Raw genomic sequence first — 22,972 nt, 5'->3', positions numbered from 1 at the left:
GACTGGTCATTACAGGCTAACCCAGTATGCGCCAGAGTACAAATAAAACGGCACAAATATAAAATAACGGCGCTAACCAACCAAATACTTGCGTGGCTATCGCAACACTAATGACAAATCCTGCTAAGGCAATCCAGTCTCGGCGTCTATCGTTTAGCATATCCGCACGGATTTGTTGTATTTCACGCAGTTGTTGATCTTGACGTGCCCCTTGAGAAGCCATGCTTTGTAAGCTCTGATCCAACAGTTTTGGTATTTGTACGGTCGAGAGCATAAGCTCTGGCAGCTGCTCTCTAAGCTCACGCATATTGCGTGCTGGATCTAACTGCTCTTTGACCCAGCCCGTTAGGATAGGTTTGGCCAATGACCAAATATCTAACTCAGGGTATAGATCACGTCCAAGTCCTTCGACATGCACTAAGGTTTTAAGCAATAGCATCAGCTGAGGCGGAATGCTCATATGATGTCGGCGTGCGATATCTAAAATCTGCATTAATACGCCAGCAAAGTCTATCTCATTGATAGGCTTTAATACCATGGGTGCCACAGTGCGGCGCATGTCTCGGGTTAGGGCATGCTTATCGGTATTAGGCGGTATCCAGCCCGCACGGCTAACGATGTCCACTAAGTTTGAGAAGTTATTGTTCATCACTGCTAACAACATACGGGCAACGATCATTTGATCGTCTTTTGACAGCTCTCCCATGATGGCGCAATCAAGTCCAATGTATCTTGGATAGTAGCGATAAGGCTCGGGGGCATCTTTTGGCAAGGTTTCTACAAAGACATTACCTGGATGCATATCCGCATGAAAAAAGTTATCTCGAAATACTTGAGTAAAGAAGATGGTCAAGCCTTTTTCAGCAAGCGCTGCTCGGTCGTAGCCCAACTCATCGAAAACATCTGTCTGTGAGATAGGGACACCATGAATGCGCTCCATAACCATCACATTCTTAGCGTTTGCATATACTTCTGGCACATACATCATCGTTGAGCCTAAGAAGTTATTTCGCATCTTAGTGGTGTTATCCGCCTCATAGGTTAAGTCAAGCTCATTGAGCATGATTTGGCGGTAATCTTCTACGACATCGATAATACGAACTGCTCGAGCCGCCTCAATACGCGCAGACGCCCATTGTGCCATATCTCGAAGTAGCTCAAAGTCAGCGACAATAGACTCTCTGATATCAGGTCGTACTACTTTGACCACCACTTCACGGCCATCATGTAAGGCAGCGGTATGAACTTGGGCAATAGAGGCAGCCGCTAAGGGTTTGATATCGAAGCGTGCAAAGAGATCTTTAATGCTTTGTCCCAACCCCTGTTTAGGATCTTCAATCTGTGCAATAACGATACTTACATCGAAGGGCTTGACGCGGTCTTGCAACTGTACTAATTGCTTAATGATATCAGGTGTCACTAAATCACGGCGGGTTGATAATAATTGACCCAGCTTTAAAAATAGCGTGCCCATTTCTTCAAGCGCGAGCTTCACGCCATTAGGATGATGCTTTTGACCCCAGGCAGCGGGATGCGATTTGATCAATCGCACGACAGATTGCAGTTGCGGCGCATCTTCTAAAGGCAGGTGAGTGTCTAGACGATAGTGGGCGGCGATGCGCCAAATTTCAAGCAGACGTTTGCGATGAGATAACAGCATAGTGTGGTGGATTCACTCAAGTCATTAAGATAACGAATATCATACCATGCCCCGCCTAATTTAAGAATAAACAGACCCTGTAAAATTTTACGCAGCTAACAGGACTTGAGTATTTTAATTCAAGGTGAGGTTTATATTCGTTTAAGCAATGTTCATATCTTTAAGGCATCAAAAAAGCCATTAAATAGATAGGTCATCTATTTAATGGCTACTTTGTTATGAATGTCATTTATCAATGGGTTCTAGAAAAAACAGTCCTGTAACTGCATATTGATTACTAAGACTGCTGTTGTAATCGTGCTTGTTCGGCTTTGATCATTGCCAACCGCGCCTCTTCACGCTCGACATCGGCACGTAGCTTAAGCAATTGCTGTTTAAGATCATTGACCTCAGCCTGCATCTCTGGGTCAGGCGCCACATTCCCCGCAACATCATTGGCCCAGTCAGCAACATCATTAAATGCATGCTTTGCGGTGCTACCGACATTGCCTTTGAGGTGATTGATAAGTAAGCCGAGTTGCATCGCCACTGAGCTCCCAATAAGGGGCTCAAGTTGACTAGCGATATCAGGATTAAAGCCTGACATCAGTTGTTTGACTTGCATAAGTACCTTATAGTCACCCTCAATAGGCAGGTTACCACTGCTGTCACGCAATAAATTTAAAAGCTCAGCGATATTATTCACTTTAATCGTGCAGTCCGGTATGCTGCTGCCGATAGACGCATACTCTTGCCACGCTTGTTGACGCTCTATATCAGGATGCGATGGCGACTCAAAGACACTGTTTTGTATCGTACTGACAGGCTCAAGCCTAATATGATCGTCATGAAAGTGAATATCGACATTAAAATTGGGTACAGCAATCGAGAGACGCAGTACTTTTCCTGCCAAAGGGGCAAGTCCTGCTTGGGTGATTTGATCGCTAAGAAGTGCAAAATTGACAAGCTTTTCAACACCGGTTAAAAGTAACACTGTAATCATGACATTTACCCAGTAAGTAGGTTGTGAATATAGGTTCTAAGTGAGTCAGTAGTACGTTGTTGTTGTAAATTAAATATGGCTTCTAGATACACGTTCTAAATCCGCTATTTTTTAAAGCCACGATGAACCGCAACGATACCTGCTGTCAGATTGTGATAGTCACAATTCACAAACCCTGCATTTTCCATCATGTTTTTCAATGTTTGTTGATCTGGGTGCATACGAATGGATTCGGCCAAGTACTGATAGCTTTCTGAGTCATTGGCGACCAGTTTACCCATAAGCGGTAAGGCAGTAAAAGAATAAAGGTCATAGGCTTTTGACAAGGGCTCAAATAGGGGCTTTGAGAACTCCAAAATCAGCAAACGACCACCTGGTTTTAGGACGCGGTACATAGACCGTAGCGCCGCATCTTTATCAGTAACATTGCGGAGTCCGAAGCTAATGGTTAATAAATCAAAGCTCTCGTCTTCAAATGGCGCAAGGGTCTCAGCATTTGCCAATATAAAGTCGACATTATTACAGCCAGCATTGATCAGACGTTCACGGCCGACATCAAGCATAGCGGCATTAATATCTGATAACACTACTTTACCAGTGCGTCCAACTTCACGACTAAAGGCTTTGGCCAAATCACCCGTACCGCCTGCAATGTCTAACACATGCTGTCCGGCGCGCACACCCGATAAGCTAATGGTATAGCGCTTCCATAAGCGGTGGATACCAAAGGACATGAGGTCATTCATGATATCGTATTTTTTAGCGACTGAGGTGAATACGTCAGCGACACGGGCTTGTTTCTCAGCTTTTTTGACCTTTTTGTAGCCAAAGTGGGTTTCTTCTAACCCATCAGTGTCAGGCGTATGGGGGTTATTGATATCGTCCTTTGGGTTAAAGCGGGGTAATTCTTTTTGACCAGTACCATAGCCGTTGTCAGAAGGTGCTTGATGGGTTGCTCTTTTATTAGAGTTGGCTTGGGTCTGAGTGTTTGAGTTAGTGAACGGTAGAGTCGTTAGTTGGCCTTGAGGCGTGCCTGCTGGCAAGTCAGAAATATCGCTGAATTGATCGTTTAGCACTGTATTATTTTTGCCGTTAGGATTGGTAGATGTGCTATTTGTATGAGAGCTATTCGTCTGAGAGTTGTTTAGCTCAGATTGAGCAGTAGATTGAAGTGATTGTTGCACTTTGGCATTGGTTTGCTGATGGTCATTGATCGTTTTTTTAACCAAATCATTTTGAAGGTTGGCAGTATTTTCTGCCTGATTATCGGGTTTGTTATCGGATTGATTATGATGTTGGCTCATTATAAGTCCTGATTTTAATTATGGATTAGACAGTGAGAAGAGGATAAGGGGTAATGAGATAAGAGTAAATAGATAGTAAATAAGCAATAGTTTAGATAATTGATAATCTCTATAACTAAAGTCGAAAACTAGTGTCTCGAAAACTTAAGTCTCTATAACTATAATAATACATGAAATAAGTAAGGCATGCTTATTGATGATGTTGATAAATCGTGCTTATTAATCACTTTTAATAGCATGCTTTATAAACCATTATAATACAATACCAACGCTAAGAGGACAGTCGCTGGTATTGGGTGTATAGGGTATTTTTGAAAGAATTAACCGTGTTATTTGCAGTTCTTAGTCTGAATGAACGTCAGAGATAATTTCAAGTTCACGTTTGCAAAATGGATCAATAAAACTGGCAACACTTTTAAGAGGTTTCATCGCATCAAAACCTGACCCAATGAAATCATATAAAGGTTGCAGATTATACTTATATGCCTTTTTCTTAGCCAGTTTAAACCCTTTTTGTAAAATAAAAGAGTTAAGATATTTATCACTACGGTAGCAAACTTGCTTTAAATCTTCAATCTGTTGACGTCGCGCTGCTTCATCATCCACCGCTAAATAAGCGGCATGCATATTCGCTTCATTGACCTCTAAATCATTGTTAAGCAACCACTCGGCTAATTTTAGATCTAATTTGGTTGAGGTGATAGCCGTTTCAATGCCCATAGTACCCGTTTCTAAAGCAGCAGTAGGGGCTAATTTTTCTAATTTTCGGGCTTTAGGCACAATCTTTTCAAGTTGGCTGACGATTTGGTTAAGCGTATCACCACCATACAGATGATTCAGAAAATACTCAGCCATTGGTTTATTTTTGGGTTCAGAGAACAGTTCTGCATGAGTATGACGAATCCGATCTTTTTGCCAAGACTGCACTTGTGTTAATTTAGTAGCAAGCTCTGGATTATTATGGTGGGGTAATTGCCAATATTCTTTAAGATGAACACTTAGCTCTGATAATGCAGACATTTAAAGACTCCAAAGTTTTAAAAATGAATATAAGGTAGAAAAAATTTAAGATAAAAATATTCGGGTTGACGTTTCAGTAGAGAGTGTAGTTTGTTCTGGGGCATATAATCAAGTAGGGATAATGATAAAGTCCTAAATTGCAGAGTGTCGTTTATTATCAGCACTGATACTTAGGAGACCAAATTTAAAAACGCTGGTAAAGACAAATCAAATCTTTAACAGGCCCTAACTTAATTATGATTACCTCTACTATAATTACTACTACTATAATTGACTTAAATTTATGTTGAAACCTAGTAGATGTTGTCTTAAATTTATGTCATGGTAGAGCTTTATAACACCCTATATAAGAGACCCTATATAAGAGAATCTATATGAAAGACCCTAATTATAAATAAAAAAGGAATGAAAATGTCTGAAAATAATAACAATAAAGAGATACGCATTGAAGCCGATCCATTAAGTCAGTTTCATATGGACGAAGATGCATTGCGTTTAGAGTTGGTAAAGGCTCAATACGCGTTGCGTGAAACCCGCAATGTGGGTCAAGCCACAGGGTTGCTAGTATTGGTCAATGGTATGGAGTTGTCGGGAAAAGGCGCTGCAGTCACTCAGCTAAGACAATGGGTCGATCCAAGGTTATTAAATGTAGAGGCTACAGTTGGTGTTGTCCCTAGTAACTATGAGCCAATATGGCAGTCTCATGCCCCAAAGTTACCTAGACATGGCAATATAACCACTTACTTTGGCAACTGGTATGCTGACTTAATTCGAGGGGCTTTAGCCCTAATGAAAGACGGTAATAAAGACGGGAATAAAGAGGCTAAGCAATCCGATATTCCCGAACCATGGGAAGTATATCTGCGTGAGCAGTTAAATATCCTAGCTGAATTTGAAACAGATTTAGCCAATAACCATACCAAGTTATTAAAATGCTGGTTCCATATCGATGAAGATACGTTAAAGCATCGCCTAAAAAATGACTTTGAAGAACCTAGATGGTTATACCATATGGACTGGCATGATAAAAAGCAGGTACAGCGATTTAACAAAATAGCCAAAATTATTTTAAGTCAACATTCCGATTGGGTGATCATTGACGGTAGTGAACCTAATAATAAAAAATCTAAAAAGAAATCGAATCTGGATCAGGACTACAGTGAAGAGGCTAATATACATTTTTGCCATGAGGTATTGCATGCGACGCAGGCAGCTTTGCTGAGCAGTCAGCAAAATGATAGTAAACACCCGTTAATAACGGATGTATCCCGTCATATAAATGCCGCTTTTTCATGGGCAGATGTGCCTGATAAGTTAACCAATATCGATGATCAGGATATAGATAAGTCAGAATATCAAAAAGCATTAGTAAAAAAACAAACTCGTTTGGCAGAATTGCTCCGTGGACGCACCTCTAAAGCCCGTGATAAAGGCGAACACACCGGTGATCATCATCATGTTATTTTCGCCTTTGAAGGGATGGATGCTGCCGGTAAAGGTGGGGCGATAAAGCGTTTGGTATCTCCGTTAGATCCGCGTGAGTATCAAATTTATAATATCTCAGCACCCAATCAAATTGAGCTACAACATCCTTATTTATGGCGGTTTTGGAAACGGTTACCGATGTTTTCTCCGGACTTAAAAGAAGAGCGCTTAAGCCGCATCGCAATATTTGATAGAACCTGGTATGGACGAGTATTGGTGGAGCGTATAGAGGGATTTGCTAGTGAAGATGCGTGGCAGAGAGCATATGAAGAAATTAACCGTATGGAACGTGACTTAGCGGCTAAGGGCGCAATTATCTTAAAATATTGGTTGGCCATTGATAAGCAAGAACAACTTGAGAGATTTGAAGACAGAAAAGATACCCCGCATAAGCAGTTTAAGCTGACCGAGGATGACTGGCGTAATAGGGACAAATGGCACGACTATGTTCAAGCAGCTTCTGATATGCTGGCAAGAACCAATACTAAGCACGCTCCTTGGCATGTCGTAGCGACCAATGATAAGCGAACAGCACGTTTGGCAGTATTAGACCATGCTATTGCTCAACTTGAAAAATATATAAAAGTTTAGACGGTGCTTTAAAGTATGACAATTTTGTTAAAAAAATGGTTTTAAGTTATAATATTGATTGCTCATTAGACCATAATACCCCGACTATTCGGGGTATTATGTTTTTTCACTATTGATAAGCCTTCTACCATCATGCTTCCAAACTCATCAACACCTAATCACTCAAACTATCAGGGCTCTAACACTGCCAGTGTGCTGTTTGGTCTTTTGCTATTAGTAATCACTGCCTATTTTATTTGGTGGGGCTTAGATTATACCAACCATCACCAAACGACTTTATTTATTGTCGCTACCGTATTTGGCATATTTATGGCCTTCAATATTGGTGGTAATGATGTCGCCAACTCATTTGGTACGTCTGTCGGAGCGGGAACGTTAACCATTCCTCAGGCGTTAGCCGTTGCGGCTATTTTTGAAGTCTCAGGTGCGGTTATCGCTGGCGGGGAAGTCACGGATACCATTCGAAAAGGTATTGTTGACTTAAATGGTTTGGCTATTACGCCCAATCAGTTTATCTACGTGATGTTATCGGCGCTGATTGCCGCTGCATTCTGGCTGTTGTTTGCTACTAAAAAGGGATTACCGGTATCGACTACTCACTCTATTATTGGCGGTGTGGTTGGTAGCTCAATAGTGATGGGAGTTCAAGTAGGTGGTACGGAGCTGGCATTGTCAACGGTGCAATGGGACCAGATTGGGCAGATTGCTTTGTCATGGGTATTATCTCCTTTATTGGGAGGGTTGTTAGCCTACATGCTCTACAGCCAAATTAAGTTAAATATTTTGGCTTATAACGATCGTGCAGAGCAGCGTATCCAGGAGCTGAAAGCCGCAAAAAAACAGATTAAAAAACGTCATAAAGAATGGGTCAATAGTTTGGCAGAGTCCTTACAGTTCTCATACACCTCAAAAATGGTTCGTGATCAGGAGATTTATAAGGATGAAGATACCGAGCGTGAAGATCTAGAGACAGAGTATTATCAGCAGCTATTTGATATTGAGCAGGAAAGAAGTCAAATCGATAGTTTAAGAGCGTTGCGTCTGTGGGTTCCCTTTATCGCTGCCTTTGGCGGTATGGTAATGACTGCAATGGTGGTGTTTAAAGGACTTAGCAATGTCGATGTTAGTTTGTCAACCTTGCATGGTTTTTTACTCATGACTATGGTTGGGGCACTCATTTGGTTGTCGACATTTATCTATACCAAGAGTATCAAAGGAAAACAAAAAGAGAACTTAACACGAGCAACTTTTATTTTGTTTAGTTGGATGCAAGTCTTTACCGCAGCAGGGTTTGCCTTTAGTCATGGCGCCAATGATATCGCCAACGCGGTTGGCCCTTTTGCCGCTATTATGGACGTCATTCGTACCAATACTATCGCAACTGAGGCCGCCGTGCCTAGTGCGGTTATGATTACCTTTGGGGTGGCACTCATTGTAGGATTGTGGTTTATCGGAAAAGAAGTGATTCAAACGGTTGGTACTAATTTGGCGCAAATGCATCCTGCTTCAGGATTTTCAGCCGAGTTGTCGGCAGCAGCTGTCGTCATGGGAGCCTCAATGTTAGGCTTACCTGTATCGAGTACCCATGTATTAGTTGGTGCCGTTTTGGGAATTGGCATGGTCAATAAAAATACTAACTGGAGTTTCATGAAGCCTATCGGATTAGCGTGGGTAATTACCTTACCTGCTGCAGCCGTGATGTCTATGATTAGTTATTTAATCCTAAGTAATGTACTGTAAACTCCCTAAACACTCTATACGTTCTGATGCCGTAAACGCTTTGTAGATATGATTATGAAATTAAAGAGCCCTCAAATTGAGGGCTCTTTGGTATCGTGTGCTATCTTTTCAAAATAAAGTGTTAACAATTAGACATTGCTAGAATGCTGTTTTTGTTGAATGTCTTTGGCTAAGTTGTAGCACTGATTAATATGATCATTGGCAATCTTCTTAAAGATCATATATCCCATCGTCGCGGCAACCATTTGTCCGCCTAATGGTATAAATTTAGTGACTTGCTTAGCTAAAATTTTGCCACCAAAGCCTTGAATGGTTTTATTAACCACCCCACGAGTGGCCATAAGACCAGCAAAATCTACCGCACGGTCTTTCATCTCACTCCAGTGTACTTCTTTAGAGTTTAAATCAATAGCAGATTCTCTTTTTGAGATAAGACCGAACTTCTCACTAATCTCTGGTAATAGCTGGGTTAACAAACCAGCATCAATAGCCACATCTACAAATGGCACAGGAATCACAGCGGCACCCGCCGAGTACTTTGCACGCTTTTTAACTAATTGTTGGCATTCTTTTTTAATCTGTTCTAAATCTAGATCTGGATCAATGGTTTCTGGCAGTTTTTCAGCAGCAGGAATGGTTTTCATAAAGTGTCCTTATAAAAAGTTGTATAATAGGCAGTTAATTTAAAATTTTCAAACCCTAATGTAAAACATATTCTAAAGAATTCAATTTATCACACAAGTGGCAGTTTGTATCTAGAATCGTCGTGTCGCAAACTTATGTTAAAGTCATGTATAGTGCTTAAGGTATTGATTTGACTTTTTGTTTTAACACTGTTTATGACTTTAAACCTTAAGTATCATATCCAGAGTTCCATGCCCAAGTAAACCGGCACACTAAATAAAATTAAAAGGCTAAAAACTAAGAGCTATAGAAATTGATTTAGAGTAATAAACTCCATACAGCCTCTAATAAGCTTAACCCCTAATAAACTTAAAAAGAAACTATTCATAATTATGTTGAATTTAACCCCTCGTTTTACAGGCAATTTGCCGTCGGACCTCCCTTCTTGTTTTACTTCTCTATATCAACAAGCCCCAACGTTGACTCGATTATTACTCGCGCGGGGCATAGAAGATACACATGAGCTGGACTATTCTCTGTCCTCTCTATTGCCTGCTGAAGGACTGAGAGATATTGATAAAGCAGTAGCGTTGTTAGATAACGCTATCGAAACACAGCAGCGCATATTAATCGTGGGTGATTTTGATTGTGATGGTGCTACCAGCACAGCGCTTATGATGCGGGTATTAACAGAAATGGGTGCTCAGGTTAATTTTGTGGTACCAGACCGCTTTAAATATGGGTATGGATTGACGCCAGAGATTGTCCAGTTAGGAATAGATGAGTATCAACCAGACGTCATTGTGACTGTCGATAATGGTATTTCGAGTCACGAAGGCGTCAATAAAGCAGTAGACAACAATATTACAGTCATTATTACTGACCATCATTTGACGACAAAACCGACACCTAACGCTGATGCCGTTGTCAATCCTAATCAGCTTGATTGCAACTTTGCGAGTAAGGCATTAGTTGGGGTAGGGGTGGCCTTTTATTTGTTAGGTCGATTATCCAAATTTCGCCGTGAAGCAGGGCGATCAAGTGCGCAGGTCAGTCGATATATTGACCTTGTCGCATTAGGAACGATAGCTGATGTCGGAGTATTGGATCATAACAATCGTACTTTAGTCAGTCATGGCTTAGCGGCAATACGCGCAGGTCGCTGTTCACTGGGTATTTTGGCTATTTTAGAGATGGCGGGTCGTGATTATCATAAAATGAGTGTGCAAGACTTTGGATTTGTTTTAGGGCCCAGAATAAATGCCGCAGGTCGCATGGACAATATGAAAATAGGTATTGAATGTTTGCTGGCTGATGATATGGAAACTGCCAAACGTTTGGCCTATCAGTTGGATACATTAAATAAAGAGCGACGACACGTAGAAGGGGGAATGCGAGAACAAGCCGATGAGATTTTACGTTTGTTACAGGGTGAAAAAGACGCTATTAAGCAAGGTAACATTGCCAATGACAAGGCCAATGCCAACGACAATAACAATGCCAATAACAATGCCAATGCCAATGCCAATGACAATGACAATGACAATGATGATACTCAAGCATTAAATAAGCCCGAGAGTCATCCTCCATTAGAGGACAATAATAGTCTCAATGTACTCAAGAAAGAGCGCCAACCCCAAGAGTCGACTGATATTGCGTCTGATAATCAAAAGCGACGCAGTTTAATTGTCTATCAAGATGACTGGCATCAAGGCGTAATAGGCATTGTCGCAGGTAGACTCAAAGAAACTCATTATCGGCCTGCCATTGTTTTTGCACCTGCCAATGAGACCAAAGTCGGACCTGAGGATGCGATAAAAGGGTCGGCAAGATCTATACCAGGGATTCATATACGCGATGCTATCGAAGCTATTGCAGAAAGTCATCCAGAGCTGATCACTCACTTTGGTGGACATGCTATGGCTGCCGGTCTTACCTTAAAGAAAAAAGACTTTGAGGCGTTTGCGACTGCGTTTGATGAATTAATGCAAACCCTAGATGGCTCATTGTTTGAAGAGGAGAAACTAACCGACGGTGAGTTACTTGCACAAGACTTTAGCTTACAGTTTGTCGACACTCTTACTAATACTAATATTTGGGGTCATGGGTTTGAGCCCCCTCAGTTTGATGGAATCTTTGAAGTTCTCAATTGTCGTATCTTAAAAGATAAGCATTTAAAGCTGTCTTTAAAGTATCCTGAGGTGATGTATCCCATTGATGCTATTTGGTTTAATTATGATGCTGATAAATGGGATTATCGGGCTAAAGAGGTCCATATTTTATTTGAGCTTGATATTAATGAGTGGAATGGCAATCAGAATATTCAATTAATGATCAAAGATTTAGACCTGTTATCCACTCAGTCAACTTAACTAACGACGTCTTAAATGATAGGGCTTAATCCACAAGTCGTATAGAGGGAAGGTGCCAGTCAAAAGTGAGCGCCAATATACGAATGAAGAAAATCACGGCCAATGTAATTAAGTCATTCATTCCAGTATGAACGCCTAAAGCATCGAGTAGCAAATAAAAAGAAGACCCCAAGATGCTGGCAGTAATATAAATTTCTTTTTGCAACACTAAGGGGATTTCATTACAGATCATATCTCTCACTAAGCCACCTACTATAGCAGTACATACTGCCATCAATACGGCAATAGCCGGTGCAACACCTTGTGACAATGCCACCTTTAGTCCAATAACACTAAAGGCGGCCAATCCTATGGCATCAAATAATTTAACAGCGGTATCTATTTTATGATATAAGTGAAAAAATATCTGTAAAGTCAGGGAGGTGATCGTAATAACAATGACGTAGTTAAAATCTATCATCCAAAATAGAGGATGCCGATCCAACATAATATCTCGAATGGTACCGCCGCCAATAGCATTGACCAAAGAGACTAAAATACAGCCTGCAATATCAAATCCTTTATGCTGGGCTAATAAGGTACCTGCAATCGCACAGGCAATAATCCCTATCATATCAAATAGATAAATTAGAATATCAGGGCTAATAAAGTAATTGGGCATATCGTCATCGAGTCATAATAAAAGGCTTTAAAAGGTACTTTTTTCTTTGTAAAGTTTAAGGCCTCTTAGTAAAGACCTTTAGTTAAATAATATGCCCAGTCTTAATGTCTTTATTCAAATAACCAGTCTTTAAGATAGACTAGTTATTAAGATAGTCAAGTCACGAAGATAGCCCAGTCACGAAGATAGCCTAAATGATTTTAGTCTTAAAGATGATCTACTTTAATATCTTAAGTCCTGCTTTGTTTTTAGGTTTGGGTTTGGGTTTATTACTAGAGTCAGATTTAGAAGGAATGTTTGAGGAGTCGTTTTCCTCTGGGCTGAAGTTATCATATTCAGCAGGATCAAAGGGCATCACAATGGCTTGGTTTTCTTTTGCAAAAATAGCCAAGACAGCCTGCATCGGTATCCATAATTCCTGAGAGACGCCATTGAAGCGCGCATTAAAATTGATGTAGTTATTATCAATATTCATATTACCCGTGGCTCTACTGGCGATATTTAATACGATTTGTCCGTTTTGAACGTACTCAGTCGGTATAATTAAATTATCTTGTGTGGCATCCACGAGTAAGTAAGGTGTTAATGCATTGTCTTCCAGCCACTCATAAAATGCTCGTATCATATAAGGACGGGTAGGTGTTAATTGTAAGTCTTCTGACATGATAACCTCAGGGTTATTTTAAATGTATTTTAATGCGCCAATGAGTAGATCAACCTTGCGTAGATTTAAGAGATTGAGTTGATGAAACTATCTCGTTCGAATATCCGCTTTTGGTAGTCGATTAAAGGACGACATAGATGTGTCGGTAATTCTATTCCCATCTCATCTAGTCGATATAACATCGAACCTAGTAAGACATCGCACCACCCAAACTCATCTGACATAAAGTATGAGGACTGCCCAAATATTGGTGATAAAGTGACCAAGGCATCTGATAGCTTTTGTCGCGCTAATGTTGCTTGACTAGGATTCATACTGTCTTTATGGGTGAGAAGGATACGGCCTAACTTAAGCCAGTCCTGTTGAATACGCCACGCTAATTGACGCTGAATAGCCTTTAGCCTAGGAGTATCAGGTAACAGTTTATGTCCATGATATCTATCTTCTAGATATTCAAATATGACATTGAGTTCATATAAGCTAAAGTCACGATGTACCAATACGGGCAGGGTGTTATATGGATTTAATTCCCTTAAATCCTCTGGCCGTTCGCTATCCAGTATAGACAAATAGTACTTCACTTGCTTTTCAGCCAATAGAAATCTGACAACATGGCTATCATAGCCGTCATCGGCATACAATACCAGTTGGCTATCGGGAATGTCATTGGGATCAATCATAGACTACAAAGTACTAAAAATAGACTAGCATCGTAACTAAACTGTAGAGTTTAATCAACAGTTGAATGTCAAATGCGGGATATAAAAGCGGTAAGAATAACCTCTTTAGTTTAAACAATTAAGGCCAAATTTAGAAGGGGGTTTTTAGAGGCATAAACTTACCCTAAAAATAAATGAACCCTAAAAAGATAACTCGGATAGGAATAAATATAAAAGGTATTAAAAAAGGACAATAGAATTGTCTATCGTCCTTTTTCTTTAGGATTAATATGCCTGAATTATAGTTAAATAATCAGACTATTTAACATCTGCTATTTAACGTCTTTCCAGAACTCTTTATTGAGTAAATAGACGGGTATCAACAATACTAATAAGAAAAGGATAACGAAAAATCCATAGCGATGACGGTCTTCACGCACAGGATCTGCCATCCAAGCCATAAAGTTGACTAAATCACCAACACGGCTACGATACTCTTCTTCACCTAGCTCATTTTGTAAGTTTAATAAAACATGAGGCATAGCCGCATTTTGAAGCACTAAATTATTGGCGCCCCATGGACGACTAGGGTCCTCATAGAAGCTTAATAAATAAGTATATACCCAGTCATCACCACGCAAGCGAGTCTCTAAAGACAAATCAGGTGGTGGCGCCCCAAACCATGAAGCCTGAATTTCAGGATCAATACCATTATCGATATGATCACCAATTTGATCAGAGGTGACCAATAAGTATTTCTCAACTAATTCAGGTGGTATCTCTAGGTCCTGAGCAATACGAGAGTGACGCACATACTTTGCGGTATGACAGCCGGCACAGTAGTTCATAAACATCGTAGCGCCACGTTGTAATGACCCTTTATTACCGAAGTCAATAGGAGCAGTACTACAGGCTAGATGCTCTTCCACACCTTCTGCATTAGTAAATGTACCACAACCATGTCCACCCGCTGCTTGAGCTGAGGTGGTGGCTGCAAGTGCCATAGCAACACCAAAGCCAAATCCGGTCAATGATTTAGTTAAAGCACTCATTAGTGACCTCCAGTAACGCGTTCAGGTGGTTGCTTACAAGTCTCAATCGATGTATAGATAGGCATCAATAGGAAATATAAGAAGTACAATACAGTAAAGATACGGCCTAAGATAACCGCTGTTGGTGTAGAAGGAGTAACCCCTAAATAACCTAGGACAACGAAGCTGACAACGAAAATAGCCAATGCAATCTTAGATAAAATCCCTTTATAGCGGATGGACTTCACTGGCGAACGATCTAACCAAGGCAATAAGAACAATACCGCAATAGCGCCACCCATAGCAATGACACCACCTAATTTATCAGGCACTGCACGTAAAATGGCATAAAAAGGCGTGTAATACCAAACAGGTGCAATATGGGGTGGGGTCTTCAATGAGTTAGCGACTTCAAAGTTTGGTTTCTCTAAGAAGAAACCACCGCCTTCTGGGAAGAAGAAGACAACTGCAAAGAAGATAATGAAGAAGACAACAATGCCGACCATATCATGTACAGTGTAGTAGGGGTGGAATGGTACGCCATCTAAAGGCACTCCGTTTTTATCCTTAAGCTTCTTAATATCGATTCCATCTGGGTTATTTGAACCCACATGGTGAAGCGCAACTAAGTGAATAAAGACTAAGCCTACTAATACCAATGGAATAGCAACCACATGTAGCGCAAAGAAACGGTTTAAAGTGATACCAGAGATTAGATAGTCACCACGTACCCATTCGGCAAGACCGTCACCAATAACAGGAATAGCAGCAGGCAAGTTTAGAATAACCTGAGCACCCCAAAATGACATATTACCCCATGGTAATAGATAACCAAAGAAGCCTTCAGCCATCAAGCATAGGTAGATACCCATACCGATAAGCCAAATAAGCTCACGAGGCTTCTTATATGAGCCATAGAGCATACCACGGAACATATGTAGGTAGACCACCACAAAGAATGCCGAAGCGCCAGTAGAGTGCATATAGCGAATTAACCAGCCGCCTTTCACATCACGCATGATGTATTCGACAGAAGCGAAAGCGCCTTCAGCACTAGGGTTAAACATCATGGTTAGCCAGATACCAGTAACAAGCTGGTTGACCAACACAATCATCGATAAAACACCAAAGAAATACCAAAAGTTAAAGTTTTTTGGCGCGTAATACTTTGACATATGATATTCATACGTCTCAGTAGCTGGGAAGCGGGCATCAACCCAACTCATCATCTTTTTACCAAAACTCATGATTAAGCCTCCCCAACAGTTAAGATAGGACCATCGACGCTGTACTCAGGTATCGGTAAATTCAGCGGTGCAGGAACGCCTTTGTAAACTCGACCCGCTAAATCATATTTTGAACCATGGCAGGGGCAGAAAAATCCCCCAAACCAACTATCACCACCTAGATCAGCTGCACCAACTTCTGGACGATAGTTAGGGGCACATCCCAAGTGGGTACAGACACCCTCTACCACTAATACAGTAGGTTCGCGAGAACGGGTTGGGTTCTTAGCATACTCAGGTTGCACAGACGCTTCTGATTGTGGATCGCTTAGTTGAGGAGCTACTTTTTCTAAGTTAGCGATCATCTCTTGCGTACGTTTGACCACAAATATCGGTTTACCACGGTATTTAACCACAATCATTTGGCCATCTTCGATGGCACTAATGTCTTGAGTGACGGCAGCACCTGCAGCTTCAGCTTTTGCACTTGGGTACCAAGAGCGTACAAATGGTGTTGCCACCGAAGCTACCCCTACTGCGCCTATGGCAGCAGTAGAAGCGATCAGAACTCTACGGCGTTTTATGTTGACGCCTTCGGCATGGCTCATTAAAAACTTCCTCCAGATAAAAGTCATGAAACTTGGTTGGTTTATTATGAAGATAAGTATCTATGTATTTGCAGGGTATTTGCTTGCATAAGTTACTTACTATATAGGTTACCTACGCCGTTTCATACTGGTATGTAAAACCCAATTTAATAAAAATGCAAATGACTTAGATGAATCATGTCAACTTACATTATGATTATTTGGTTTACATTGGCTTTGCCTAATATTACTAATTGTGTCTATTCTAAGCTATTTTAGTAATAAAATAAATTCGCATCTGCAAAAATAAAAAAACCCTTGAGTCAACAAGGGTTTTTAATACAAATAAGCGGTTTTTACTCCGCTTAAAATATAAATTAACGCTTAGAGAATTGTGGACGTTTACGCGCTTTGCGTAGACCCAATTTCTTACGCTCAACTTGACGTGAGTCACGAGTTACGAAACCGGCTTCTTTAAGGGCAGGTTTTAACGTTTCATCAGACTCAATTAAAGCACGAGTGATACCGTGGCGAATAGCACCCGCTTGACCATTGATACCACCACCTTTTACGGTGCAGTAGATATCATAAGTTTCAGCGGCGTCAAGTAGTTCTAGTGGCTGGCGAACAACCATGCGTGAAGTTTCACGACCAAAATATTCATCTAGCGTTTTGCCGTTGACAACGATGTTACCAGTACCTTTAGATAAAAAGACACGGGCAGTTGACGTTTTACGACGACCAGTTCCGTAATTGCGTTCCATAAGTTACTCCTGATTATGCGATTAAATGTCTAGTTCTTGAGGCTGCTGGGCGGCGTGGGGATGCTCAGTACCAGCATATAGCTTCAACTTCTTGATGGTAGCATAACCAAGAGGGCCTTTAGGTAACATGCCTTTAACGGCTTTTAAAAGAACTTCTTCAGGCTTATGAGCAATTAACTTAGTAAAGTTAGTCTCTTTAATGCCGCCAGGATAGCCACTATGACGATAGTATTTTTTATCTTTAGCTTTCTTACCAGTCACCGTAATTTTGTCTGCATTGATAACAACGATATAATCGCCAGTATCGACATGCGGCGTAAAAGAAGGCTTATGCTTACCGCGTAGGCGATGAGCGATTTGAGTGGCAAGACGTCCTAAAGTTTTACCTTCAGCATCGACGATATACCAGTCGTGAGTGACCTCAGCGGGCTTTGCACTTTGTGTTTTCATGATTTAACCTTAAGTTATCGAGTGAGATAAAAGTCCAACAATTGAGGCTTTTACCTCACTGTCGTTGAGAGTGTTAGGGGAAACGGGGCTCTCAAAAAACAGACGCACATTGTAGTCATAAGCCAGAAAAAAAGCAACCTTATAATGTAAAGATGCAAAAGTATTTCTTAATTAATTTAAGGTCTGTTTAGATTTTCCATATTTGTAATGAAGGGTATGACTGTGAGAATAAAGTAACACTTAAATTCTGCTTTGAAAATGCATAATCAAACAGACCTAAAATCGTTTAAATATGCCTTAACTCTTTAACTCAACTCATTCACTCTAGTCTTTATTTTAAATATTGACTTGAATAAGGCTCGCAAAAATTTGCCCCACTTTCGTGGATTTTAAGCACGTATAACTATGAGTGAGACCTTGCAAGGTTTGAGAGAGCTCTCGTCTGTCTTCTATATAATATAGAGTCTCACTCGTGATCAAATCCTGTTCAATCAGGTGATTTATCAAAGGTACCCATAAGTTCAGGTCATAAGGGGGGTCAATAAAAACTAAAGTGTAGTGACGGTCTGACTTTGACGTCAAGCTCGGTAGTATATGTAGGGCATCCCCAATATGGATTTCAAAGCGATCGATGGGCAACCTTAAATTTTTTGACGTTTCAGCGATTAATGTCGCTTGGCTAGGTTGTAACTCAATGAACGTCACAAACTCCGCACCACGAGACAGTGATTCAAACCCCAATACCCCACTTCCAGCACAGATGTCTAACACCCTGGCACCATATAACTCAAATTGTATCCAATTAAATAAGGTTTCTCTTAATCTATCTGGACTCGGACGTAACCCTTCCGCATCAATAAAGGAAACCCATTGGCGTTTGAACTGACCGCCAATGATTCGAACCTTATTGGATGTTTTATGAGACATCTTTGAAGACTTGGTTGTCTTAGGGCTCTTATTTACTTTGGGTTTTGTCTTTTTAGCGCCATGTTTAGCATTAGTAGGTCGATGACGTTGGGCGCACATTGGGTTACCTTTTGGCTCTACTTTGATAAATTGGTTTGTATTAGGATCTTAGTTTATTGGACCACATTACAAGCTTATTTAATCACTAGGTTTAATCACTAGGTTTAATCACTAGGTTTAATCACTGGGCGCTTCATTTTGAGTAGGCTGCTCTGATTGTTGAGTTTCTTGTGCCATTTCGGCATCACGTTCAGCGTCCAAACGTGCTTTTTCTTCTGCTTTTTTTAATTTAATTTCAGCGAGCTCTTCAGCAGTCGGTGGCAAAATAGGATTGGTAGGGCGTTGTAACATCCAATAATCAAATAAAGCACGGCCAATAGGGGCAGCTGTAGTACTACCGCCACCCCCATTTTCAACTAAGATAGCGATGGCAATTTGAGGGTCTTCAACCGGGGCAAAACCGGTAAACCACGCATGATCCCAATGACGCTTATCGAGCAAGCTTTTATTATAGCTTTTACCTTGAGCAATAGATTTTACCTGTGCAGTTCCTGTTTTTCCGCCCATACGGTATCTAGGCGTATAAATGCGGCGCGCCGTACCACTTTTAACGGTTTGCTCCATCGCACTGCGCATTCTTAGCCAGTCAGCAGATGTGCCATTAAACTCTATTTCACCAGTAGGCTTGTCAATTAAGTTAACTTGAGCCGCACCATCGGTTCGTTTGAGCATGTGCGGTGTTAGCTTTTTGCCAAGGTTTGAGGTCATGGCGGTGGCATTAGCAACTTGTAAAGGCGTCGCTAGGAAATAACCTTGACCAATACTCACTGAAATGGTCTCACCCGGCAGCCACTTTTTACCATAGGTATCCATCTTCCATTTTGGAGACGGCATCACCCCAGATTTCTCACTCGGTAAGTCAATCCCCGTTTTTTGACCAAAACCAAAACGAACCATCCAATCATGAAGGCGTTCAATACCCATTTGATAGGACAGTTTATAATAATAAGTATCTACCGACATGACGATTGATTTGGTTAGATTAACAGTACCATGCCCACCTCTTTTCCAGTCCCTAAAGCGGTGACTGTCACCTGGAAGGGTGAAATAACCAGGATCATATATCGTATCCTCCCACCTCATTAACCCATAATGAATTGCACCGAGTCCTTCAAAGGGTTTTACGGTAGAAGCTGGAGGATACATACCTTGCAGCGCACGGTTATAAAGCGGCTGATCAGGATCATCACGTAGCGCCGCATAATCCTTAAATGAAATTCCAGAAATAAAAGGATTGGGATCAAAGCTTGGGTTACTCACAAAGGCGAGAACATCACCATTTTGAGGATCAATAGCAACTATGGCACCACGACGCCCGTTTAATTGATCTTGAGCGACTTTTTGTAAGCCATAATCTAAACTGAGGTAAATATCATTGCCCGGCGTAGGCGGAATGCTTTCAAGCTTACGCAGTATGTCACCATGCACATTGGTTTCAACCGCTTGATAGCCGGGCTTACCTAATAACAGATCTTCATAATATTTCTCGATGCCAATTTTACCAATAAGGTCAGTACCTGCATATCGCTCTTTATCAATCTGTTTAGATTCTTTATCATTAATGCGACCGACATAACCAATGACATGTGCAAATAACTCGTCATAGGGGTAGGTACGGGTCAATTTGCTTTGAATACTGACCCCTCTAAAAAAGGGTTGACGCTCACTAAACTGCGCCATTTGTTCCTCATTGACGTCGATTTTTACTGTCACTGGGTCGTTTTTATTTTTATCTATACGTGCCAGAATATCGTTAATATCTTCATCTGTCAGGTCGAAAATAGGCGCTAACAAGGTTAAAGTGCGCTTTGGATCTTTTACCTCATCAGGACTCAGCATCGCTGTAAATACAGGCTTATTATCCGCTAATAAAACACCATTTCTATCATAAATATAGCCACGTGACGGCGGATCAGAAATAAGCTTAACCCTATTGTTTTCTGCTTGAGTGGTATATTTATCATTCGAATAAACCTGCAAATACCAATAACGAGCCAATAGAATACCTAACCCAATAAATATAAATAGGGCAGCAAATAAAATACGGCTTATAAATACCCGATTTTCTTGGCGTATATCTGACGACAGGGGTTGTTTCATTAAATTAGTATACTTTGAAGGAAATAAAAAGGGCGGGGTTATATCGATAAACGCATAAATGACACTTTTATAATCTTGATTATCCTGATAAACGTTAAAGTAGTCAAAGTTTCTCTCGTAAGATTAAGCAAGCGAATTTAAGAATTATATCATAACAAGTTAAAATAGCTTCAAATTGGCTGTGGCTTTAGGAAATATTTTCTCATCAATGAACGCTACATCTTGACATAGATATCACACTGGTAGTGTCATCATTGAACCTATTGGCTTAATGAACCAATTGGAATATTGAAAAACTGGCTTAGTAAACCATCAGACTTAAATAATAGCGTTTAATATATGAAGCGAACTATTGACATCCTAGTTATTGATATCCTGACTATTGAAATAACGGATAATATCACGTTATTATCCGCAAACTATTATTGATAGCTTTGCATTGTTGCATCCTTACTTGTCAAACTAAAAGCTTAATGTAGATGAAATAGCTAATTATAAGATGTGTATACAGGTTTTAAGTAAATCTGTATTGAGTGTGTTAGAATCCAACACACGAAAATGACAATAAACACATCATCCTTAACCTTAATGCAGGCGTTGAGAATGGTGTAACAAACATGGAAATAGGTTACCCAAGCCTTAGTATAAGTGATATATCCGACATGTTCTCATCAATTTGGCAAATATTAAGCGCCCATCCAGAATTTTTAGCAATGCTGACCATCCCTTTTGTCACCGCATTTGTGACATGGGCGCATGTGTGGATGGCTTTAAAGATGCTATTTTACCCTATCAAGTTTTGGGGTATCAAAATTCCAAACCTACCTTATGGTTGGCAAGGCATAGGTTGGCAGGGCATTGTGCCTGCAAAGGCAGGTAAAATTTCAGGGGTAATCGTTGATCAAACCTTGTCAAAGCTTGGATCTTTAGATGAATTTTTTCAGGCAATGGAGCCTGAAGAGATGGCGGACTTCATCACCAATACTGTCGATGTCAATTTAGAGCAACTCATTGACGAGATTATGAATGAGCGTTCAGCCTCATTGTGGAGCAATTTACCTTATTCTCTAAAGCGACGAATATATGCGTATGGTCACGAGCAGTTGCCCACCATCATGCGTGAACTGGTTGTCGATCTGACTCATAATGTTGAAGACTTAGTCGATATGCGTCAAATGATCGTGCGTACGATGGAAAATGACCGCCGCCTGATGGTTAATATGTTTTTAAAAGTGGGTCAAAAAGAAATCAACTTCATTTGGCATATTAGTGCCTTAATAGGCTTTGTATTTGGCATACTGCAAATGTTTATCTATTTGTTGGTACCTCAGCATTGGACGGTTCCATTTTTTGCAGCGATATGGGGGTTTTTGACCAATTGGATAGCCATATGGATGGTGTTCAATCCCGTCGAACCTGTGCCCATCAAGTTTTTAAAGCTATTTAAACGTACAAAATCGTTTCCATTTATCGTACCCGTTATACCTCATATCGGTCACTATAATTGGCAGGGCGGCTTTATGAAGCGCCAGCCTGAAGTCTCCGAGGTGTTTGCAGGGATCGTGGTCAAAGAGTTGGTCACGCTTGAAAATATTATGAATGAGATGATGTATGGGTATAAAGCTGCTGAAACTCGAAACCTCATGAAGCGACACTTATATGGTCTACTAGAGTCGCCAATTGTCAGTACAACCCTAAGAGTAGGGCTAGGTAGACGAGAATTTGGTCAACTTAAAAATACCATTATCGATAAATCCATCGACGCAACCATGGTTCCGATTCGTGATCCTGTGCTCAATGAGAGCCGAGCCAGTAAAATATATGGTTTATTCTGTGAGCGTATTAAAGCATTAACTCCGCATGAGTTTCAAAACTTACTCCGTCCCGCGTTCAGAGAAGATGAAACGACGTTGATTATATTAGGAGGCGTGACGGGATTTTTGGCAGGTTGGCTGCATTTAATACTAGTTTTTTACCCAGTTAGTGGATAAAGTGGTAAAATATGCCTCTTAAGTAATAGATACCA

Annotated in this window: 19 protein-coding genes; 4 read left to right on the top strand and 15 right to left on the bottom strand. The window is 40.7% G+C overall.

Translation table 11 applies throughout. From position 1 onward, the window contains the following. Positions 1–16 precede the first annotated feature (16 nt). The 4 genes from AC2SLT_RS06385 to AC2SLT_RS06370 form a co-directional block, all read right to left on the bottom strand. Positions 17–1,660, bottom strand: a complete 1,644-nt coding sequence (locus AC2SLT_RS06385) for an ABC1 kinase family protein (protein ID WP_486546794.1) — start codon at positions 1,658–1,660, stop codon at positions 17–19. 277 nt (positions 1,661–1,937) lie between these two features. Beyond that, a complete protein-coding gene (locus AC2SLT_RS06380) occupies positions 1,938–2,642 on the bottom strand; it encodes a ubiquinone biosynthesis accessory factor UbiJ (protein ID WP_486546793.1) in 705 nt (234 codons plus the stop codon). Between the two features lie 104 nt (positions 2,643–2,746). After that, positions 2,747–3,946, bottom strand: a complete 1,200-nt coding sequence (ubiE, locus tag AC2SLT_RS06375; RefSeq protein WP_486546792.1) for a bifunctional demethylmenaquinone methyltransferase/2-methoxy-6-polyprenyl-1,4-benzoquinol methylase UbiE — start codon at positions 3,944–3,946, stop codon at positions 2,747–2,749. Positions 3,947–4,288: 342 nt separating this feature from the next. Further along, entirely contained in the window at positions 4,289–4,966 is a 678-nt protein-coding gene (locus tag AC2SLT_RS06370) for a DUF8198 family protein (RefSeq protein WP_486546791.1), read from the bottom strand. A gap of 411 nt (positions 4,967–5,377) precedes the next feature. Here AC2SLT_RS06370 and AC2SLT_RS06365 point away from each other — a divergent pair, with 411 nt between their 5' ends. Further along, on the top strand, positions 5,378–7,042 hold the full coding sequence (locus AC2SLT_RS06365) for an ATPase (protein WP_486546790.1): 1,665 nt from the start codon (positions 5,378–5,380) through the stop codon (positions 7,040–7,042). Positions 7,043–7,174: 132 nt separating this feature from the next. Beyond that, positions 7,175–8,782: an inorganic phosphate transporter gene (locus AC2SLT_RS06360; protein WP_486546789.1), complete on the top strand. Its 1,608-nt coding sequence runs from the start codon at positions 7,175–7,177 to the stop codon at positions 8,780–8,782. Positions 8,783–8,910: 128 nt separating this feature from the next. On the opposite strand, the gene AC2SLT_RS06355 is transcribed toward AC2SLT_RS06360, so the two are convergent. Then, positions 8,911–9,426 (bottom strand): hypothetical protein, encoded by a 516-nt coding sequence (locus AC2SLT_RS06355; RefSeq protein WP_486546788.1) that lies wholly within the window; start codon positions 9,424–9,426, stop codon positions 8,911–8,913. 372 nt (positions 9,427–9,798) lie between these two features. Here AC2SLT_RS06355 and AC2SLT_RS06350 point away from each other — a divergent pair, with 372 nt between their 5' ends. Next, positions 9,799–11,778, top strand: coding sequence for a single-stranded-DNA-specific exonuclease RecJ (locus AC2SLT_RS06350; RefSeq protein ID WP_486546787.1), 1,980 nt, complete (start codon positions 9,799–9,801; stop codon positions 11,776–11,778). 25 nt (positions 11,779–11,803) lie between these two features. Here AC2SLT_RS06350 and AC2SLT_RS06345 read toward each other — a convergent pair whose 3' ends face one another. From AC2SLT_RS06345 to mrdA, 10 genes are all read right to left on the bottom strand, one after another. Beyond that, entirely contained in the window at positions 11,804–12,439 is a 636-nt protein-coding gene (locus AC2SLT_RS06345; RefSeq protein ID WP_486546786.1) for a trimeric intracellular cation channel family protein, read from the bottom strand. Positions 12,440–12,656: 217 nt separating this feature from the next. Next, positions 12,657–13,103 (bottom strand): ClpXP protease specificity-enhancing factor, encoded by a 447-nt coding sequence (locus AC2SLT_RS06340; protein WP_486546785.1) that lies wholly within the window; start codon positions 13,101–13,103, stop codon positions 12,657–12,659. Between the two features lie 65 nt (positions 13,104–13,168). After that, complete coding sequence (locus tag AC2SLT_RS06335) at positions 13,169–13,783, bottom strand: glutathione S-transferase N-terminal domain-containing protein (RefSeq protein WP_486546784.1); 615 nt, start codon at positions 13,781–13,783, stop codon at positions 13,169–13,171. Between the two features lie 311 nt (positions 13,784–14,094). Then, positions 14,095–14,814 carry a cytochrome c1 gene (locus AC2SLT_RS06330; RefSeq protein WP_486546783.1) on the bottom strand — a complete coding sequence of 240 codons (720 nt, stop codon included), beginning with the start codon at positions 14,812–14,814 and terminating at the stop codon, positions 14,095–14,097. Then, positions 14,814–16,019: a cytochrome b gene (locus tag AC2SLT_RS06325; protein WP_486546835.1), complete on the bottom strand. Its 1,206-nt coding sequence runs from the start codon at positions 16,017–16,019 to the stop codon at positions 14,814–14,816. The genes AC2SLT_RS06330 and AC2SLT_RS06325 overlap by 1 nt, the downstream gene beginning before the upstream one ends. A gap of 23 nt (positions 16,020–16,042) precedes the next feature. Then, entirely contained in the window at positions 16,043–16,627 is a 585-nt protein-coding gene (petA, locus tag AC2SLT_RS06320) for a ubiquinol-cytochrome c reductase iron-sulfur subunit (RefSeq protein ID WP_486546782.1), read from the bottom strand. A gap of 356 nt (positions 16,628–16,983) precedes the next feature. Beyond that, complete coding sequence (gene rpsI, locus AC2SLT_RS06315; protein WP_486546781.1) at positions 16,984–17,370, bottom strand: 30S ribosomal protein S9; 387 nt, start codon at positions 17,368–17,370, stop codon at positions 16,984–16,986. A gap of 21 nt (positions 17,371–17,391) precedes the next feature. Continuing rightward, positions 17,392–17,820, bottom strand: coding sequence for a 50S ribosomal protein L13 (rplM, locus tag AC2SLT_RS06310; RefSeq protein ID WP_486546780.1), 429 nt, complete (start codon positions 17,818–17,820; stop codon positions 17,392–17,394). Between the two features lie 336 nt (positions 17,821–18,156). Further along, positions 18,157–18,846, bottom strand: coding sequence for a 16S rRNA (guanine(966)-N(2))-methyltransferase RsmD (rsmD, locus tag AC2SLT_RS06305; RefSeq protein ID WP_486546779.1), 690 nt, complete (start codon positions 18,844–18,846; stop codon positions 18,157–18,159). 117 nt (positions 18,847–18,963) lie between these two features. Continuing rightward, positions 18,964–20,946, bottom strand: a complete 1,983-nt coding sequence (gene mrdA / locus AC2SLT_RS06300; protein ID WP_486546778.1) for a penicillin-binding protein 2 — start codon at positions 20,944–20,946, stop codon at positions 18,964–18,966. A gap of 662 nt (positions 20,947–21,608) precedes the next feature. Here mrdA and AC2SLT_RS06295 point away from each other — a divergent pair. Further along, positions 21,609–22,937: a DUF445 domain-containing protein gene (locus AC2SLT_RS06295; protein ID WP_486546777.1), complete on the top strand. Its 1,329-nt coding sequence runs from the start codon at positions 21,609–21,611 to the stop codon at positions 22,935–22,937. Positions 22,938–22,972: the final 35 nt, after the last annotated feature.

The organism is Psychrobacter sp. CX18 (assembly GCF_057396215.1).
Note: the sequence above shows the minus strand (reverse complement) of the source record. Positions and strands in the feature narration are given on the sequence as shown.

Excerpts from the sequence above, each read along its gene's own strand:
- AC2SLT_RS06385 (WP_486546794.1), bottom strand. The coding sequence starts at position 1,660 with ATGCTGTTATCTCATCGCAAACGTCTGCTTGAAATTTGGCGCATCGCC.
- AC2SLT_RS06380 (WP_486546793.1), bottom strand. The coding sequence starts at position 2,642 with ATGATTACAGTGTTACTTTTAACCGGTGTTGAAAAGCTTGTCAATTTT.
- ubiE (WP_486546792.1), bottom strand. The coding sequence starts at position 3,946 with ATGAGCCAACATCATAATCAATCCGATAACAAACCCGATAATCAGGCA.
- AC2SLT_RS06370 (WP_486546791.1), bottom strand. The coding sequence starts at position 4,966 with ATGTCTGCATTATCAGAGCTAAGTGTTCATCTTAAAGAATATTGGCAA.
- AC2SLT_RS06365 (WP_486546790.1), top strand. The coding sequence starts at position 5,378 with ATGTCTGAAAATAATAACAATAAAGAGATACGCATTGAAGCCGATCCA.
- AC2SLT_RS06360 (WP_486546789.1), top strand. The coding sequence starts at position 7,175 with ATGCTTCCAAACTCATCAACACCTAATCACTCAAACTATCAGGGCTCT.
- AC2SLT_RS06355 (WP_486546788.1), bottom strand. The coding sequence starts at position 9,426 with ATGAAAACCATTCCTGCTGCTGAAAAACTGCCAGAAACCATTGATCCA.
- AC2SLT_RS06350 (WP_486546787.1), top strand. The coding sequence starts at position 9,799 with ATGTTGAATTTAACCCCTCGTTTTACAGGCAATTTGCCGTCGGACCTC.
- AC2SLT_RS06345 (WP_486546786.1), bottom strand. The coding sequence starts at position 12,439 with ATGCCCAATTACTTTATTAGCCCTGATATTCTAATTTATCTATTTGAT.
- AC2SLT_RS06340 (WP_486546785.1), bottom strand. The coding sequence starts at position 13,103 with ATGTCAGAAGACTTACAATTAACACCTACCCGTCCTTATATGATACGA.
- AC2SLT_RS06335 (WP_486546784.1), bottom strand. The coding sequence starts at position 13,783 with ATGATTGATCCCAATGACATTCCCGATAGCCAACTGGTATTGTATGCC.
- AC2SLT_RS06330 (WP_486546783.1), bottom strand. The coding sequence starts at position 14,814 with ATGAGTGCTTTAACTAAATCATTGACCGGATTTGGCTTTGGTGTTGCT.
- AC2SLT_RS06325 (WP_486546835.1), bottom strand. The coding sequence starts at position 16,019 with ATGAGTTGGGTTGATGCCCGCTTCCCAGCTACTGAGACGTATGAATAT.
- petA (WP_486546782.1), bottom strand. The coding sequence starts at position 16,627 with ATGAGCCATGCCGAAGGCGTCAACATAAAACGCCGTAGAGTTCTGATC.
- rpsI (WP_486546781.1), bottom strand. The coding sequence starts at position 17,370 with ATGGAACGCAATTACGGAACTGGTCGTCGTAAAACGTCAACTGCCCGT.
- rplM (WP_486546780.1), bottom strand. The coding sequence starts at position 17,820 with ATGAAAACACAAAGTGCAAAGCCCGCTGAGGTCACTCACGACTGGTAT.
- rsmD (WP_486546779.1), bottom strand. The coding sequence starts at position 18,846 with ATGTGCGCCCAACGTCATCGACCTACTAATGCTAAACATGGCGCTAAA.
- mrdA (WP_486546778.1), bottom strand. The coding sequence starts at position 20,946 with ATGAAACAACCCCTGTCGTCAGATATACGCCAAGAAAATCGGGTATTT.
- AC2SLT_RS06295 (WP_486546777.1), top strand. The coding sequence starts at position 21,609 with ATGTTCTCATCAATTTGGCAAATATTAAGCGCCCATCCAGAATTTTTA.